This window comes from Robinsoniella peoriensis, from assembly GCF_000797495.1.
GTDB lineage: Bacteria > Bacillota > Clostridia > Lachnospirales > Lachnospiraceae > Robinsoniella > Robinsoniella peoriensis.
On record NZ_JTGN01000005.1, the window covers coordinates 184,056 to 201,279 of the forward strand.

At 40.4% G+C, this 17,224-nt stretch carries 14 protein-coding genes and 1 pseudogene; 4 read left to right on the top strand and 11 right to left on the bottom strand.

Annotation, left to right across the window (positions count from 1 at the left end):
- Window positions 1–20 precede the first annotated feature (20 nt).
- Window positions 21–2,876: a cobalamin-dependent protein gene (locus QR40_RS32280; RefSeq protein ID WP_330373728.1), complete on the bottom strand. Its 2,856-nt coding sequence runs from the start codon at window positions 2,874–2,876 to the stop codon at window positions 21–23.
- 239 nt (window positions 2,877–3,115) lie between these two features.
- Here QR40_RS32280 and QR40_RS11785 point away from each other — a divergent pair, with 239 nt between their 5' ends.
- Window positions 3,116–4,006, top strand: a complete 891-nt coding sequence (locus QR40_RS11785) for a helix-turn-helix domain-containing protein (protein WP_027292816.1) — start codon at window positions 3,116–3,118, stop codon at window positions 4,004–4,006.
- 117 nt (window positions 4,007–4,123) lie between these two features.
- Here the strand turns inward: QR40_RS11785 and QR40_RS11790 are convergent, their stop codons facing one another.
- From QR40_RS11790 to QR40_RS11800, 3 genes are all read right to left on the bottom strand, one after another.
- On the bottom strand, window positions 4,124–6,136 hold the full coding sequence (locus tag QR40_RS11790) for a KUP/HAK/KT family potassium transporter (protein WP_044295135.1): 2,013 nt from the start codon (window positions 6,134–6,136) through the stop codon (window positions 4,124–4,126).
- Between the two features lie 36 nt (window positions 6,137–6,172).
- Complete coding sequence (locus tag QR40_RS11795) at window positions 6,173–6,613, bottom strand: hypothetical protein (RefSeq protein ID WP_044295136.1); 441 nt, start codon at window positions 6,611–6,613, stop codon at window positions 6,173–6,175.
- Window positions 6,614–6,710: 97 nt separating this feature from the next.
- Window positions 6,711–7,925, bottom strand: a complete 1,215-nt coding sequence (locus tag QR40_RS11800; protein WP_242858496.1) for a uroporphyrinogen decarboxylase family protein — start codon at window positions 7,923–7,925, stop codon at window positions 6,711–6,713.
- A 225-nt stretch (window positions 7,926–8,150) separates the two neighbouring features.
- On the opposite strand from QR40_RS11800, the gene QR40_RS11805 reads away from it, so the two are divergent.
- Window positions 8,151–9,041, top strand: a complete 891-nt coding sequence (locus QR40_RS11805) for an AraC family transcriptional regulator (protein ID WP_027292812.1) — start codon at window positions 8,151–8,153, stop codon at window positions 9,039–9,041.
- A gap of 8 nt (window positions 9,042–9,049) precedes the next feature.
- Here QR40_RS11805 and QR40_RS29775 read toward each other — a convergent pair whose 3' ends face one another.
- The 6 genes from QR40_RS29775 to QR40_RS11825 form a co-directional block, all read right to left on the bottom strand.
- A complete protein-coding gene (locus QR40_RS29775) occupies window positions 9,050–9,403 on the bottom strand; it encodes a PD-(D/E)XK nuclease domain-containing protein (protein WP_052430807.1) in 354 nt (117 codons plus the stop codon).
- 15 nt (window positions 9,404–9,418) lie between these two features.
- The gene (locus QR40_RS32285) at window positions 9,419–9,733 is read right to left on the bottom strand and encodes a hypothetical protein (protein WP_052430808.1); all 315 of its coding nucleotides are present in this window, start codon (window positions 9,731–9,733) and stop codon (window positions 9,419–9,421) included.
- A gap of 153 nt (window positions 9,734–9,886) precedes the next feature.
- Entirely contained in the window at window positions 9,887–10,444 is a 558-nt protein-coding gene (locus tag QR40_RS32290) for an AAA family ATPase (protein WP_242858498.1), read from the bottom strand.
- Between the two features lie 29 nt (window positions 10,445–10,473).
- Window positions 10,474–11,124 (bottom strand): ABC-2 transporter permease, encoded by a 651-nt coding sequence (locus tag QR40_RS11815; RefSeq protein ID WP_044295138.1) that lies wholly within the window; start codon window positions 11,122–11,124, stop codon window positions 10,474–10,476.
- 1 nt (window position 11,125) lies between these two features.
- Entirely contained in the window at window positions 11,126–11,977 is an 852-nt protein-coding gene (locus tag QR40_RS11820; RefSeq protein ID WP_027292803.1) for an ABC transporter ATP-binding protein, read from the bottom strand.
- A gap of 127 nt (window positions 11,978–12,104) precedes the next feature.
- Window positions 12,105–13,469, bottom strand: coding sequence for an MATE family efflux transporter (locus QR40_RS11825; protein WP_242858499.1), 1,365 nt, complete (start codon window positions 13,467–13,469; stop codon window positions 12,105–12,107).
- 296 nt (window positions 13,470–13,765) lie between these two features.
- On the opposite strand from QR40_RS11825, the pseudogene QR40_RS33655 reads away from it, so the two are divergent.
- Both QR40_RS33655 and QR40_RS11830 read left to right on the top strand, forming a co-directional pair.
- Window positions 13,766–13,834 (top strand): annotated as a pseudogene (locus QR40_RS33655) (DUF6783 domain-containing protein); the annotation flags it as partial.
- 1 nt (window position 13,835) lies between these two features.
- Entirely contained in the window at window positions 13,836–14,717 is an 882-nt protein-coding gene (locus tag QR40_RS11830) for an AraC family transcriptional regulator (protein WP_044295139.1), read from the top strand.
- Window positions 14,718–14,734: 17 nt separating this feature from the next.
- On the opposite strand, the gene QR40_RS11835 is transcribed toward QR40_RS11830, so the two are convergent.
- Window positions 14,735–17,218: an alpha-L-rhamnosidase-related protein gene (locus QR40_RS11835; protein WP_044295140.1), complete on the bottom strand. Its 2,484-nt coding sequence runs from the start codon at window positions 17,216–17,218 to the stop codon at window positions 14,735–14,737.
- Window positions 17,219–17,224: the final 6 nt, after the last annotated feature.

Genomic DNA, 17,224 nt, shown 5'->3' on the forward strand with positions numbered 1-17,224 from the left:
TTTTTCATTTAACTAGAAAATCAGCGAACGTAAAATGTTCCCGGAACATCCTTCCAATGTTCTTCTGCATATTGTAAAAGTGTATCCGCCTGCCTGCGTGACATTTCCGGGAAAAGCAGGAACAGGCTGTGAGAGCCGTATTTCTGAACCAGGCGGTCTACGTTTTTAATCCAGTCTTCGAAGTTTCCGGAATATACTTTCACCCAGATGGATTTACCTGCAGCGATTGCCTTATCGTAAATGACATCCCAATCCGGTAAGGTGCCATCCGGTCCGGCATCGCCGCTTGTCCATTGTAGTGCATCTATCCCTTCAATTTCCATAAGTGCATCCAGATGCTTGATTGCAGCGGGACCATCTAGATGGTACAGAACATAGTCTGCCTGATCAGCCTGTGCCTTAAGAGATGGCTGAATATATTGGCGGAAGTCATCCGGTGACATCATAGCGGAAAAATCGCACTGCAGTTTTACCGTACGTCCGGGTCCCCATATCTGGAATACTGTATAAGCATTACCTCCTTTTTCATCTTTAATTACATCGTAAAATCGATTGTAATAGTCATAATAAAGATTCGTAATTTCACCAATGCGTTCACCGATAGTCTCTGGCTCATCTAACATATCGAACAAAATCTCCTGTGCTCCCCGCAAGGAAGCCAGTACATCAATATTCTCCATCAGATCGGGCATATCTACATAAAAATCATCACCAGCCAGTTCACGGCATCTTGTTACCAGTTTAATATGTTTTTTGTACCACTCATTTTCCGGGTCAAATTTAAATCGGGATACACCATCCCAACTGTCCAGACAGGGCTTGAACCAAACCGTGTCTTCTTTGAATCCAATGTCGGAACCAAGATAAGCCGCCAGCGAACCTGGACCAAAGTCCACATTCAAATTAGGAAAACTTTCGCCCAGAAAATCATGTGTTTCACAGAAATATCGGTAACGGGCTACAATCTGCTCCGGATTTTGATATTTATCCTCCATATCCTTCCACTTAAGTTCTTCCGGCATATTATAATATTTACCCTGGCAAATCTGATCCAGATAACCGCCTTCTACCGGAGTTCCATCAGAAAACGCTTCCATTTCCGGCTTTCTGGCTATGACACACATAAGCGGTCGTCCTATATTTCTATGCTTCCAGTAATTTGTGAACTTTTCTTTTACTGCATCCATATTTTCTTTGTAGGGGATACCGGATACTGCCGGGCTGACTCCGGTGAACTTTATACCAGCCAGTTGGGACAAGACATTCTCTGTCTCAGCTTCAACTCTCTCAGCTCCAACACTCTCAGCTTTAAATCTCTCAGCTTCAACTCTCTCAGCTCCAGCTGTCACTGAGCCATCTTCTCCTGCAATGCTTTTTATAACTGCCGTTCTAGAGACTGGTACCGAACCAGTTCCAGCTTTTGCCAACTCTTTTGCTTTGTCAGCTGCTTCTGCAGCATCTGCTGTATAAGCATCCGCTCCGATTTCATCAGCAAATGCCTGTGAAATAGGCGCACCGCCCACCATAATCTTAATCCGGCTTCGAAACGGAGCATTATTTAATGCTGCTACCGTATTGCGCAGCGATGGCATTGTTGTGGTTAAAAGCGCGGATAAACCAACAATAGTCACATCGGGATGCTCTTCAATCTCTTTGATAAAAACTTCAATTGGTACATCAACACCCAGATCGATTACTTCGAATCCGGCACTTTCAATCATCATACCAACCAGGTTTTTACCGATATCATGCAAATCACCTGCCACCGTTCCCAGAATCATTTTTCCCGCACTTCCTGCGCCTCCGGTCGCCAGATGAGGCTTTAAAACTTCTACGCCCGCTTTCATGGCTCTGGCAGCAGACAGCATCTGGGGTACGAATATAATTTCTTTTTTAAAGTGGTCCCCTACCACAGCCATAGCCCCAATCATGCCATCATTTAATACATCAACCGGATCACACCCGGCAGCCAGCGCGCTTTGTACAAGGCTTCCAATCTCCTTATTTTTACCATGCTGTGTTGCCAAAAAGACATCTTTCATTTCCGGAATCATGTCCTTTGTTAACTCATTGATATCTACTCCTGTTTCTTTCTTCTCCTGAAATTCTTTTATATAATTCAGGCAAAACTCATCTTTCCCCAGCAGCGCTGTAGTCGCATAAATCATGCCGATCATATTTTTATTGGTCGGATCTACAATGGCGCTGTCCATTCCCGCATTCATGGCCAGCACCATAAAAGCCTGGTTGATATTTTTACGAACGGGCAATCCATAGGAAATATTACTCAACCCGCTGGTAATATGGATATCCGGATACTCCTCTTTTATTAATCTGCAGCATTTGGCAAAAACCTGTAATGCTGTTTCATCTGTAGAAAGGGTTACAACCAGAGGATCTATATGTAATCTGGAAGGATCAATCCCGTATTCCCTGGCTTTTTCCATAATACCATGAAATACCTTCATGCGGCGTTCTACGGAATCCGGAATCCCTTCATTGTCACAAAGCAAAGCTACACATTCCCAATTTGTATCTGCAATTAGTGGAAATATAGTATCAATCTTATCTCCTTCCAGTGATACGGAGTTCAGCAATCCGGGTCTCTTGCAAAAAGGCAGTGCACCAATACAGGATTTCGCACTTGGACTATCAACGCAAATCGGTGTGTCCGTTACTTCCTGAACCTGTTCGATCATCCAGCGAAGTGTCTCTATCTCTTCCTCTTCTTCTACAGAAGCACATACATCCAAAAAGTCAGCCCCCGCATCGGCCTGTATTTTTGCACGCTCTTTGATTAACTGTGCATCTCTCGATGCAATTGCTTTTGCTACCGCTGGTATGGACCCATTTAGTTTTTCACCAATTATAATCATGTTCTACCTCCTAAACATGTTCGCAATGAGTTTTGTAAACTTTATTTCACAAGTCTCTTGGTTAATTTTTACCATTTTATTTTATATAGAATACGTAAAAATAACCTCTGTTTTATTATGAAGGGAATGTACTATCTTACGATGGATCAGATAATAATATTATGAGACAAATCTTATTATTAGCGTTATAATAGATACAGATAACAGCGGGAATTAATTTTGCGGAGAGGTATTTGCGGATGATCATTACACAGGATACAACTATATTAAATAAGGCGGAACCTTTTGAAGTAAGGACTTATATTGAGCAGCATTCTTTTAAAAAACCGGAGGTATATCATTGGCATAACTTTTTTGAGATCACGTATATTTTAGATGGACATGCCAGATATTTTGTAAATGGCAAACAGTACGAAGTGGAAAAAGGAGAAATTATCTTATTTAACCATATTGAAGCCCATGGATGGGAAGTATTAAGTGAGGAAATGACATTGCTTGTCTTGATTTTTGGTTCTGATTTTATTGCAGATCGGACCAGCATTTTTGACTATGATTATTTATTGCCTTTTGTGGAACGCGGCAGTAATTTTCAAAATAAAATTCCCGGAACACTTCCATATGCCAGGGAGATTATCCATATTATGAACGAGATTAACCGGGAATACACGGAGCGGGAAGTTGGGTATGCTTTAATGATCAAATCCGATATCTTGAAAATTCTCACCATATTGTACAGAAACTGTGAGCGTTCTTATGCCTCAGGAGAATTACTGGGTGGAAAAAAAGAGGCCATGAAAAGGCTGGAAAAATCCTTTCAGTATATCAAAAGACATTATTGTGAAAAAATAAAACTGGAGGATGTGGCCGGGATTTCCTGCATGAGTCCAAATTATTTTTCTTCCTATTTCCGTAAAGTGACGAATATGCAGTTTCAGGAATTTTTAATTGAAATGCGCATTCAAAAAGCAAGGGAAATGCTGCGCACATCTGACGAAGGCATCTTAGACATTGCTGAAGACTGTGGGTTTTCCAATATGTCTAATTTTTACCGCCTTTTCCGGAAATACACCGGATATGCTCCGGGAGATGAGCGGAAACGGTATAAAGAGGGTAAGGGGTTATTGGATTAGCCAAAGCCCGTATGCAGCAAAATTTACAACCATAAAAAGAGGCAAAGAACAGTATTGATCCTCTTCTTTGCCCGTTTCTCATTGTATAACTATATTTGTTTCAATTTTAACTTATTTTTATTTTCCTGTCTCCTCTGTTAACCGTTTTAACGGCCGTAAAGTTTTCATTTTAATAAACAGCGGAACATATTCAATCATCAGAGATGCATTTTCCAGCCCGTACCACCGTGCCGGAGATCCTGCAATGTGGCGAATCGCATATTTTAAAGATACTGCCGCTCTGCCCGAAGCTGTAATATCACTTTCCGGAACTAATAGTTTCCGTATCAGGCAAAACTCAAAATCGCCTACCTCACCAGGCTCATATACTGAATATTCTCTTTGCTGGGAAGGAAGCTCTCCACTTGTAATTAATTCTTCTACGATCTGTCTCAGGTATACATTTACTCTCTGATCAACCTTGAATCCCAGTCTTAACTGAACCCTAAATATATAATCGGTTCCAAAATTTTCTACCTTATACTCACGGGTATACGGTTCATCTGTTACTTTAATCGTCACAAACCAATAAGCCTGGGCTCTCTTAGGCTTTCTATCCAGAATGGAATATAAAATATCACGATCCAGTTCCTCCATTTCCGGTTCCTTTGTAATATAGACCAGATTATCTGTCTGCATTGGGTATTCCACATCCTGACGGAGTTTTCCCAACTGTTTCAGATAATCACGGATATTAAAGCATACCGCCTGAGACGCTTCTATTGCAGTTCCACGATGCCATACCAGCATAATACCAAACAAAAGCAGGGCTATTAAAAGTGCTACATATCCGCCCCTGGAAAATTTGCTGAGACTGGATATAAAAAATGTCCCTTCCAGACCACCAAAAAATACCAGGAAAATAAATGCAGGAATCTTCTGTTTCTTTTCATCTTTTAAATAAATAAACAGCAACAGCGTTGTCATCAGCATCGTAAGTGTAATTGCCAGCCCGTATGCCGCTTCCATGTGTTCGCTGGTTTGAAAATATAACACGACAATGGAACAAAAAAACCATATTACCATATTGACAAGCGGAATAAAAAGCTGTCCTTTTGTCTTAGACGGATAAGATATCTGCATATGGGGCATCAAGTCCAGCCGGCTTGCCTCGGATACCAGGGTAAATGAACCTGTAATCAACGCCTGGGAAGCAATAATTGCAGCCATCGCTCCCAGTAAAACAGCCAGAGGACGAACTCCTTCCGGAAGCATCTGGAAAAAGGGATTCATATCGGGAATGCTGTATAATGCACTCTGCTTCTGATTTCCCATGAGCCATGCTCCCTGTCCAAGATAATTCAGTATCAGGCATATTTTTACAAATGGCCAGCTTATATAGATATTGCCTTTTCCAACATGCCCCATATCCGAGTACAGCGCTTCCGCTCCTGTGGTTGCAAGGAAAACGCTCCCCAAAATCATAAACCCCATATGATTAGCCGGACTGATCAGAATTTTCACAGCCCACAGGGGGTTAAGTGCACGAAAAATTAATGGATTGCCGGAAATATTTAGAATACCTGCCGCTGCCAGAAAGAAAAACCAAATCGTCATAACCGGTCCAAATGCTTTACCTATCGAGCTGGTTCCCGCCTTTTGAACCAGAAATAAACCGGCAATGATAATCAGCGTTATCACTACAATTTTATTTTGACCGCTCCCCAATAAGGAATGCATCGCCGGAATACTGCGAAGTCCTTCAATAGCCGTAGTTACCGTAACTGCCGGCGTAAGCACACCATCTGCCAGCAGGGCAGCTCCACCAATCATTGCCGGTACAATCAGCCACTTTCCATATTTTTTCACCAGGCTGTAAAGAGAGAAAATTCCTCCCTCACCATGATTATCCGCCTGCATGGCAATCAATACGTACTTCACCGTAGTCAGCAGTATGACCGTCCAGATGACCAGGGACAATGAACCCAGAATCAGTTCCTCATCCACATGTGCCAAACCTCCGTTGCCATATATAATTGATTTCATTACATACATCGGTGAAGTCCCGATGTCCCCGTAAACCACTCCAATCGATATTAAAACTGCGCCAAGACTTACAGGAATTTTCGCAGAACTCTCCTGTTTTCTCATATTATTCACCCTTTCTCTTTACTGCTTTTGAATTAATCAGCTAAAAGAAAGGGTTCTTTTTTTTCCATCCTTTCGATGGTTCGTTCGTATCATCAACATATATTTTTCCATCAATTGAAAACAATTGCATAAAAAAACATAAGGCCTGCCCCAGACACCTCCAAATACAAATAAAAAGAGTGTATAGAAAAGCAGTGCACAAAGCCCTCTTAAATAAAGATTCTGGCTTCTTAAAACCTCCTGAATACTTTTCCCCTCATTTCCCACTGAACAGGTCCTAAATATAGTCTCAACGTTTTGAAAATCCGGCGTATCCAGCTGTTGTATTGCATGATTCATACCGATAACTACTGACTCCTGAGAATTCAGCTTTTGATTTATGCTGTCGGGCTGCTTAGGCTTATTGCTATAAAAAAGAACGGGGAGGCATAAAAACAATGCAATCAATAAAATAATTGACCAGATATTATTTTTCATTTTTTCTCCCTTACTATGTTTGCATGTAATATATTCATTTCATCGGCATATTAGCACAAATAGAGCCTGGTGTCAACCTTCATTATTATCCTGCAATTCACCCGCAGCTTTCACTTACTTTTTTACTGTCAGCCCCAGCCTGCTGCATCACTTCCTTTAATCTTTTTATATAGTACATATAATTTTGAAAAGAAGTAGAAGGTGCCACCTGATGATCCGCTCCAGGCACATATCCTCCCTGGCGGATTACCGGAAGCAGCCGCTGAAATTCACGGTCGATTGCTTCTTCTCCCTCTGCGATCACTAATTTATTGTATGCCCCGATAAATTTGATGTCCGGAAACTCTTCTCTGACCTTCACGATATCCATTCCTGCATTAACATCCATTGGCAGAAATCCATCCACACCTGCTTTTCTGAAATTAGGAATTAATTGCCGGAAATCACCATCGGTATCTACGAATACATTTTTTACTCCTTTTTTCTTCAAAAACGGAATTAATTTTTCATAATAGGAACCTACAAATTCGTCAAACATTCCAGGTGATATCATCGGCCCGTTTGCACCGCTCAAATCCTCAGGAAATAAGAGAACGTCCGGTTTAATGATGTCAAAAATCTTATCAAAAAAGTGTAAATATATTTCCAGAATAAAGTCATTGATCTCGTGGAGTAATTCAGGCATTTCATAAAATGCCATTAGCTGTTCTTCCACACCCATCAGTTCCCGGGGTGTCCAGAAAAATCCGGAAGCCCGGAACCGGATAGAAAAGTCTCCCCGTTCATGCCCCTCTTTGTATTTGCCATATGTACGCAGAAGATTTTCGTCCGTACAGTATTTTTCAATTTCCCGCAAAGTATTTTCTTTTAACCGCTCCCAGGCCTCTTCCCCATCCACAACCGGCTTAATCTCTTTTACCAGAGAGCGCTTTTTATAATAAGCTCTCTGCCAGCCATCTTCATCCATTTTCAGAATATATTCCTCATTATCCTCCAGAATCTTCTCGTCAAAGCCTTTAAACGGAATGCAAAATGACATTCTTTTTACTCCGTCATATCCCAGAAACTGCTCATATTCATAAACGTGTTCTGTCATTGAGTCATTAAAATACCTCATATAACGCTCCTTGGGCATAGGATATAAATACGAGGAAGTGAATTTTTCCGGGAGCCCTTCCTGCACCCACCGGTCTACACTTAAGTCCCAGGGAAAGAAGGTTTCCGCAAAAGCCCCTCCCCCATCCATTTTCTCAAAATTCAGTGTTTTAAACATACGTTCCGCAGCCGTCATATTATTTTTCTCCTTTTTCATTTCCGCGAACAACAAGTCAAATAGGCGCGCTTGCGGGACATCTGGCTGCTGCCGCGAGGGTAAGATACCTCTCTGCTCATGTCTCGGGATATCTTACTCTATTATAATAAAGAAGGATTTGAATTGCTTGTAAATGAAGTATTTCTTTGTGTAAAATAATGCCTTTTCATTTTATTTTTAATGATAACTATTGATTTTTCATGGTAATATATATATAATTCAATTATGAAAAGTGAAAATATTTTAACTACAAATTATATACATAACTACACATCGCTCCCTATATTCTCAGAAGATTATTCTTTTGAGAATTCAGAACGGCTGGGAGAACATTCCCATGAATTTGTTGAAATCGGCATCACTACCCACGGGAGTGCTTTACACCACACCTCCCATGGGGTATATCCTCTGAAGCGTGGGAGCATTTACTTCATCCCCATAGGCTCAACCCATGCCATTTCCCAGGTACAAAACTGGCATGTTAAAAATATCTATCTGCTGCCAAAATTGTTGTTTCATGAATTATCATCAGCATCGCTGCATTGCTCTACGATGCAATATTTTTTATTAAAACATGGAAATTCTTCTTCTGCTCCGCTCCATCTGGAATTAGAAGAAAACACCATGTCTATTGCAGATGCCTTCTTTACTGCTTATTTTGGAAAAAAAATGATAACTGGAGAACTATCTGATTTATATGAGTTCAACTGTCTGTTTAATATCCTACTGCTTTTATGCGATAACTTTTATCAATCCCATTCTTTTCAAAAAGATGAGCTTGACGAACGGATCATTCGGATAACTGAGCTGATTAATGAACATATTTATGAACAGAGCGGTGATATTATCTCTCTGATTTCTGACACCCTGATGCTGCATCCCCAGCAGATCAACCGCATTGTCAAAAAGATCAGCGGCTCCACATTGAGTAATTATATTATTGAATGCAAACTTGAAAAAAGCATCCGCCTGCTTCTGACGGATGCTCCTGTCACAGAAATCGCCCACACATTAGGGTTCTATGACCATTCCCACTATAATAAATATTTCACCAGATACATTGGGATTTCGCCCAGCGCATATCGGAAGAAAACGCAGGTGTTGTTAAAGCTGTAGATATATTATTAATTTGTGTCCACCACTCTGACCAGGCATTCTTTTTTATAAAAGCAAATACCATATTTAATAATATCACGATAACCTTCTTCACGAACAATGCTTTCATACTTTCTTTCTGCTATCTGTTGAATAGCTGCTTCGCATTTCTCTTCCATTTCATTATAAATTTTTGCAACCTTAATTTCTATTATAATTGCTTTTCCCTGCACACTGGGAGCCTTCATGATTATATCCGGTCTTCCTAATCCTGATTCACGGTTAGAAATAACATGATATGTTCTCATATTTTTTAAAATCCCGGTCAGAAACCCATGGTAATAATTTTCTGTATAATCGTAAAAGCTTATTGTTTCCTGCAAAGAAACCGATAATTCTTACGATATTCTATCTGTATCCTTTTCTTCTATAGCAGTAAACAACTGTGTAAGATCTTTTTGCCTAATTGATCTGTCAAACCAATTCAAAATAATATTCTTATAAATATATCTTACTTCCGTGTTTGGTATTGTCATGATAAGGTATTGTCTGTCACCATCCATCCTCCTACCGGATTGCTTTAAATAACCGGTAAAAAACAAAAAGTTCCAAAGATTATCTTCTGCCTCATATACATCCGCATAAGTTATTTCTTCATGAATCACCTTTTCAATGGATCCGCCTCTTATTAAAATCTCGATTTCTCCTCTCACAGAAAGATCTGCTGTCTCAACCAGCCCCTTTACAATACTATTAGAACTGGTATTTGACCAAAATGGTTCCGGAAATGCATTTTTATCCCGCCATAATACCTTAACATAATTAATTGTGCTCCACGGGTTATAAACCTCAGTTTTTCCAAAAAGTTAACCATCGTACCATTCTTTCATCGTTAAAAATGCATCAGGACGACCATAAAATTCTAACATTCCTTCTACTTCTTCCTGGGTGAATCCAAAATGTTCAGAATAGAAATCATTTAGTACGGAGATCACTTCTAAATTATTTAAACCAGTAAATATACTTTTCCTCTTATTGTCCTTCTCTTCAGGACATAATGGTATACCCGAAGGGTGTTCTTGGGAAATTCTTAAACATCCGGTGACAACTGCAAATGCCAAGCATGGATTTGTCTTCAATGCCGATTCAAATAGTGAACGGATGAATCCCAGCATTTCATCATAAAAACCAGAAAAATAAGCATTTTCTAAAGGTACATCATATTCATCTATTAATACTATCACTTTTTCGTTATGATATTTTTCCAGACATTTTGATAAAAAGTCCAGCGCTTTTGCATATTGTATTGGTTCCGCCACACCATTTTGAATATTTTTAAATCGAATTTTTTCATTTTCTAAAAGTGCTTTGCTCTCTATTATATAATTATGTCGGTTATATTCCTCGATGATTTCATCTTTCATGCTGGCATAACGGTTCCCATATGATTCACCTACCATTCCTTATTCTTTACAATTTTAATAGAAGACATTATAGAAATCCCAATAATCAGTACTATATAAATCAAAATGAAGCAGGGAAGAATTAACTTATTCTGACCGATGGCATCCAAGATTTCCATACTTTTTAAATTTGCTTTTTCCAGTACAAACATGGTAAGAAGAACCCCTACAACAGGTATATACATAAAAACTCTTCCTTTAATAGGTCCAAATTTGTAATAGCCTGGAATTTGAAATGCTGTATAAGTAATAAAAAGGATGCTTCCTATGAGGGCAGCCACAAGCACCTCTGAAATCGATGTGGCCACTCCCAGTGAAATTAAAATCAAGGGCTGCACAATACTGGATATCACCAATGAAATTGCACCCAGCAAGAACAGATGCAGATATTTCCCGCATACCAGTTCAGCAGTTGAAATGGGTAACGTACCATAGAGTCGGTGCATATCATTTTTTTCCGCTACGGTAAAGGTGTAAATAGATGACATTGCCATCATAAACATTGCAAATGATATACCCGTTATCAGGGAGCGGTAGACTAATACAAAAACAAAGGGAATACAGACCGTGAAACAGATTGATTTTAAATAATAGCGTATCAGCATGAAATCCAGTTTTGAAGCTTTATAAATCTTATCCATATTAAAAGTCTCCTTTATCCATAAATACAATAATGTCATCAATGTCTGCATGCCTGTTTTTTAAATGGGATACTTCTGACAGATGATCTGCTCTGACCAGCCCTTCAAAGTGATCTCCAGATATTTTTGTACTTAAAAGAAGGGACTTGATATCCTTAGTTAATTGTCCTTTGTCACCGGAAACTATCAGGTACATCTCTGTAAAATCTTCTTTTTCTCCGGTATACAACAGTTTTCCATTGTTAATGAACGTAATGCTGTCTGCAATTTTATTCAGATCCGGTGTTATATGTGTTGAAAACAGTACACTGTGATTTTGATCCTCCGTATAATCCGCTAAGATATCCAGAAGCTCATCCCTGGATACAGGATCCAGCCCGCTGGTGGGTTCATCCAGAATCAAAAGTTCAGCCTTGTGGGAAAAGGAGCAGGCTAACATGAGTTTCATCTGCATTCCCTTTGACAGCTCTTTTACACGTTTGTTTTTACCAATGTTAAAATCACTCAGATACCGGTAAAATATTTTCCTGTTCCAGTTTTTATAAAACATGCCCATTGACTTTTCCACATCTGACATTTTCCACTCGTCTACAAAAAAGTGGGAATCAAAAACCACACCTATGCGCTCTTTGAATTCCTGTTCCTGCTTTATGTGGTCCATTCCTAATACAGATACGGAACCCGTCTGGCATTTCAGTAAATTCAGGATTAATTTAATGGTTGTGGTTTTACCGGAACCATTTTTTCCAATCAGCCCCATTACAGAGCCTGTTGGAATCGAAAAGCTGATATTTTGTAGTGTAAAATCTTCAAATGATTTTGACAAATTCGTTACGCACAATGCATCTTTCACATTAATTACCTCCTCATATAGCCTGTTGTTTTTCTGTTATGTATTTTATGAAGAAATCTTACCTCAAAAATGTCCTTTGTGCCGAAATGTCCGTAATTAGTATCTCAATGTCCTTAAACGGTAATCTCTACCACCTCTTTTTCCCAAACCGGATTACATATATAAGTGCACGGATACATTCATCCAGTGCCATGGCAATCCATACCCCAGGAAGACCCAGTCCCAGTTCCTTTCCAAACACATATGACAGGGTAAATGCAATCATCCACTGACCGGTAATCCCCACGATCATTGGTGTCTTTACATCACCAACAGCAATCAGACTTCTGGTCAGAATATTATTGATGGATCTTCCAAATTCCAAAAAGAATTCCAGAAACAGGATCTTTTTTCCCAGTTGGAGAATCTCGGTGTTATCTGTGAAGATTCGAAGAACCAGATCACTGTTAATAAAAAGTAAAAAGGTTCCGCAAAAACATATGACTATACAAACTCTCATTGTAGAAAATACTCTTTTCTTGATTTCATTCATGCGTTTCTGCCCACATAGATAACCTGTGAGGATCTGAGTTGCCTGTGACAGCGCCAGGGCATACAGATAAGAGAAATTAGCCAGAATACTGCAATAACCCTTTGCCGCCGTTACCACAGTTCCAAAGGTATTGATAATGCCCAGTATGCAAAGCTGCGACATTTGATAGGACAGGCATTCCGCCCCGGAGGGAACTGCAATCTTACACATATTTCCTAATAAACCGGAAGGGAAAGGCCTTAACAGCCCTGCCCCAAAAGACAGACGGATCTTATTTCTGAAAATCCATATAAGTATCAGCAGGCCAATGATTTTGCTGATAACCGTGGAGATTGCAGCACCTGCAAGTCCCATCACCGGCATACCGAACAATCCGTTAATTAAAACGGCATTTCCTGCAATATTAAGCAGATTAATTGCCACTGATACATACATGACCTCCTTCATTAATGTATACGTGCGGAGGATTGCCGCAAAATTCAGATATAACCCCTGAATCAGAATAAAACCTCCGACAATCATCAGGTACAGCCTGGCCTCACCCATGATTTCCGGCTGTATTTTCATTAAAGAAAAAATTGGCTTATTGACAAAAAGAATAATTACTGTAATTACCGTACTGATCACGCTAATGAAACCCAGCGATAACATGCAGGTTCTGGAAGCATTATCATCGTCCTTAGCACCCAGGTACCTGGATAATATCACTGCCGCAGCCATGCTGACCATGTTTAGAAAAATGATTACCAGGTTCATTACCTGATTGGCATTTACGATCGCTGCCACAGCATTCTGGGAATACCGGCTCATCATTACCTGGTCTATGTTCCCCACCAGCAGTTGCAGCATCAATTCAATAAAGATTGGAAGTGACATTTTAAATAATTGAGGATCATTTACTTTATCCGCACACTTTTTATTTATTTTTATTACGCTTTTCATTCTATTTTTCACTGTCATTTTCTCATCCCCTAAACCCTTTCATAATAATTGATTTCTCAGATCTGTTATGAATTTATTATAAAGGAATGTAAAAAAACAACCTTGACGATCATAGGACAGACAAGGAATATATTGAGAAAATGAACTATTGACTATATCCATGAATTTATTATAATGGTAATGAAAAGGCAGACACAAAAACCATCTCAATTACAAGAGGGCGTTTAAAATTGCTTTCTGAAAAATGTACGTCACAGTTTGTAAAATTTGTATCGTATGGAGATCGAGCAAACGGCTGCGTGATCTAACTTTATGGTAAATATGCCGCAACGTGGGATGTGCAGATGACGGGAATGAATTTCCAGGAATATAAAGAGGTTTAGAATGCAGATACAGATTAACCAAGATCAAAAAGAAATAAAAGAACATGGAAATTTTCCTTTTCCCGTTCTGGTAAGTGACGAGATCTTATCCCGCTACGAAGCGGGATCATTTATGTGGCACTGGCATCCGGAAATAGAATTCACCCTGGTAGTTTCAGGAGAAATGCTTTACCGGATTAATCAATCAGAATTTCATTTAAAGTCAGGGCAGGCCCTGTTTGGCAACGCAAATACTTTACATACGGGATACATGCAAGATGGGCATGACTGTCATTATATCTCCCTCACCTTTGACCCCAAGCTGATTTACGGATATGAAAAAAGCCTGCTCCACACAAAGTACGTAGCCCCGCTGCTGCAAAACCAAAAGCTATCTTCCATCTGCTTTGACCTACAGGAAGCGTGGCATCATGATGTGATTGAAGCACTTATCCAAATTCATCAGCACAGCCGCCAAAAAGGGGATTTTTTTGAAATGCAGATTCAGTTAATTTTGCATCAGCTGTGGCTTATCATTTTAGAACATTATTCTGATTTATTACATGATAATTACATTAACGAAAAGAATCTGGACCGTTTGAAAATCATTCTTTCTTTTGTACAGGATAACTACCCGGCCAAAATCACCCTGGAAGATATTGCGGGATCCATACATCTTTGTAAAAGCGAATGCTGCAGGCTATTTAAAAAACACATGCATGAATCCCTGTTTGATTATTTACTGCGATACCGCATTGAAAAGAGTCTTCCCCATTTGATGAATTTCAATTGTTCCATTACAGAGGCCGCATTTCTGGTGGGTTTTGCAGATTCCAACTACTTTTCAAAAGTATTCAGTAAATTTATGGGTTGCTCTCCCACGGAATACCGCAGCAGAAAATAGTGTCAGGTTTATACATTCTACAGTGGTATACAGATTGAGACGTTCCCTTTTACGGTTACAATCTGTTCCATATCCTGCAGGATTTCATTTACCCGGACTTTTTCTGCATACATCAATTCTTTCGGAAGCGTAATCTCTGCCTGGTAATCCTGTGGAATGGTTGCAATCAGCCGGAACTCTGTTTTGTTCTGGTACCACTGTACCTGTACCGGTCCGTCAACCGTTTTATAACCGCCCTTTGCCCATTTCAGTCCACAGGGATGCGGTGCTATTTTTACCTTTTTTTCTACCCGGTCCGGAATCTCTATGCCCAGGAAATCTCTTACGCAGACTACGGCTAAATGGGCCCCAAATCCATGATTTCTGCTGTCTGTTCCACCTAAAGTCTCCCAGAACGTATGAGGGTCTCTTGACACCATATAATTTCCCAGATACATAAGATCTTTTTTCAGCTGCTGGAATTCTCCCAGCATACTCAGAACCTCAAACCGCAGCATATAACCGAAGAAGATCCCCGCATTACCCAGGGATAAATGGGCGGTACCGCGAAATTCTGACGGTGCAGGGCCAAGCTGGGATAGAATGCTCTTTGCAAGCTCAGGTGCACGTTTTTCATCCAGCATACCGCTCCAGAAATAATAATACTGGGCGGCTTCACTGTAAAATTTCTTCTCTTTAAGCTGATTGTTTTCTGTATAAAGTGAATCGGCAATATAAGGATACATGGTGAATACTTCATGTCTGGCAGCCTTTATGCTTTCATACTTCTCCCTTAAGGTCCTATAAACCCGTTCTGCTTTTTCCAAAAACCGTACTTCCTCATACAATTCTCCAGTACGTTTTAGCAAAAATGCATAGAATGCATTAATCGCTGTGGATATCGGTCTGTTATAGTCCTCCTGGTTTGAAGCGGACCAGTCCAGGAAAAGGGAGCCTGGGAGATCTTCCAATAATCCCATTTCGTTTTCATAATCTGTAATGGCATTCATCCAGCCATAGACACGGGCTTTATATTTTTCCCGAAGCTCATCATCCTTTGTACGTCTGTAATAATCCGTAAGCTCCAGAAGAACAAACATATTCCAGGTTGGCATCATCACTTCTTCCTGCCGGTCACCGCCACAGCAGCAGCTAGGGAAGGAATAGGGCATCATCTTAGTAGGTTCAGCCAGCAGAAAATCTTCCAGCATAGCTCGTTCTATTTTTACGTCAGACAGCAGCACCTGCGCAGCTCTACCGGTCCAATAGCTGTCTCCTGCCCATCCTGCACGTTCTCTTTCCGGTGAATCCAGGAAAAATCCCAGGGAATTGGTTAGTAAGGTCTGTCTTCCGGACTGGTAAATGCGGTTTAGCAGATCATCATCACAGCGAAAATCTGCACGGTACTGATCCGGATGGCGATATGAACGCAGATACAGCTTCTTCACAGTGAACGTATTTCCACCCGTTACAATCAGCTTTACATGCTTTAAAAAATGTGCTTCAAACCCTTCAAATGCATATTCTCCCCCTTTTGTCTGCAGCCGGATTACTCTGTTGACACTATCTGCTTTTGCCGGAACACCGCCGTCTTCCGTAAGATAATCATTAAAGAGAATATCCACCTGAACAGGCTCCTTGCTTTCAAATATAATCCCGATAAAACCTGTCTCCGCTTCTTCAAATGCAAATTCCAGCCCTGCCGGCGCCGTATAATCACTAAGAACAACAGCACCTTGTTTGTCAAAATTGTCTTCTATGAAAATAGTCCCGTCAAATGCAGTATTTTTTAATGAGCTGCATTCTGCAGAGGGCCTGCACAGATCCTTGGCACCTACACTGCCATAATATGTTTCCGATTCCCACCAATCTACTGCCGGACCCTCACCGGTTCCTTTCATCATACTGACAGCCATTGAGAAAACAGGTGAATCATCTATTTTAAATTCCGGCAGGGATACGCCCCTTTCCAAAAAGGTACAGGGACGGTCTAACTCTTCACATACCAGCCCGCCGCTGATACCATCTGCCCTCCATCTGCCATAGCCATGATCCAGCCTATACCATTCCAGCGGCACCCTCCTTCCAAAGGACAGTGTTTCCGTCTTCAGATACTTCTGTTCAAAAATATTACACTCCCATAATTTGTCCGTATAAATTACGATCTCACTTCCCTGATATATTTCTGCACACAGGCAGGAGCTTTCAAAAGTCGCATAATTATTCTCTCTGGGCGCATATCCCATGACTTCCACAGACAGACGGTTCCTCCCAAGTTTTACCTGTCCGTTTATCTTGATCCTGTCTGCCCTCAGATATCCAAACGGAGCCGGTGCCGGCCCATGGCTGATAAATGTTCCATTTATATATGCCCGGTAGGAGACGTGCGCACTGATCAGAAGAATCAGATCCTCCTGAATATCATTAACTTCAAAAGTTTTGGAAAAGCAGGCATATGTGTTTGCTTGCTGCTCCATACCTTTTATAAATATCTGTTTCGCCGCTTTAAATATTTCTTCCATATCACT

What these genes read in the sequence shown, in the direction of transcription:
- QR40_RS32280 (WP_330373728.1), bottom strand. Translation starts at nt 2,876, where the DNA reads ATGATTATAATTGGTGAAAAACTAAATGGGTCCATACCAGCGGTAGCA.
- QR40_RS11785 (WP_027292816.1), top strand. Translation starts at nt 3,116, where the DNA reads ATGATCATTACACAGGATACAACTATATTAAATAAGGCGGAACCTTTT.
- QR40_RS11790 (WP_044295135.1), bottom strand. Translation starts at nt 6,136, where the DNA reads ATGAGAAAACAGGAGAGTTCTGCGAAAATTCCTGTAAGTCTTGGCGCA.
- QR40_RS11795 (WP_044295136.1), bottom strand. Translation starts at nt 6,613, where the DNA reads ATGAAAAATAATATCTGGTCAATTATTTTATTGATTGCATTGTTTTTA.
- QR40_RS11800 (WP_242858496.1), bottom strand. Translation starts at nt 7,925, where the DNA reads ATGAAAAAGGAGAAAAATAATATGACGGCTGCGGAACGTATGTTTAAA.
- QR40_RS11805 (WP_027292812.1), top strand. Translation starts at nt 8,151, where the DNA reads ATGAAAAGTGAAAATATTTTAACTACAAATTATATACATAACTACACA.
- QR40_RS32290 (WP_242858498.1), bottom strand. Translation starts at nt 10,444, where the DNA reads ATGAAAGATGAAATCATCGAGGAATATAACCGACATAATTATATAATA.
- QR40_RS11815 (WP_044295138.1), bottom strand. Translation starts at nt 11,124, where the DNA reads ATGGATAAGATTTATAAAGCTTCAAAACTGGATTTCATGCTGATACGC.
- QR40_RS11825 (WP_242858499.1), bottom strand. Translation starts at nt 13,469, where the DNA reads ATGACAGTGAAAAATAGAATGAAAAGCGTAATAAAAATAAATAAAAAG.
- QR40_RS11830 (WP_044295139.1), top strand. Translation starts at nt 13,836, where the DNA reads ATGCAGATACAGATTAACCAAGATCAAAAAGAAATAAAAGAACATGGA.
- QR40_RS11835 (WP_044295140.1), bottom strand. Translation starts at nt 17,218, where the DNA reads ATGGAAGAAATATTTAAAGCGGCGAAACAGATATTTATAAAAGGTATG.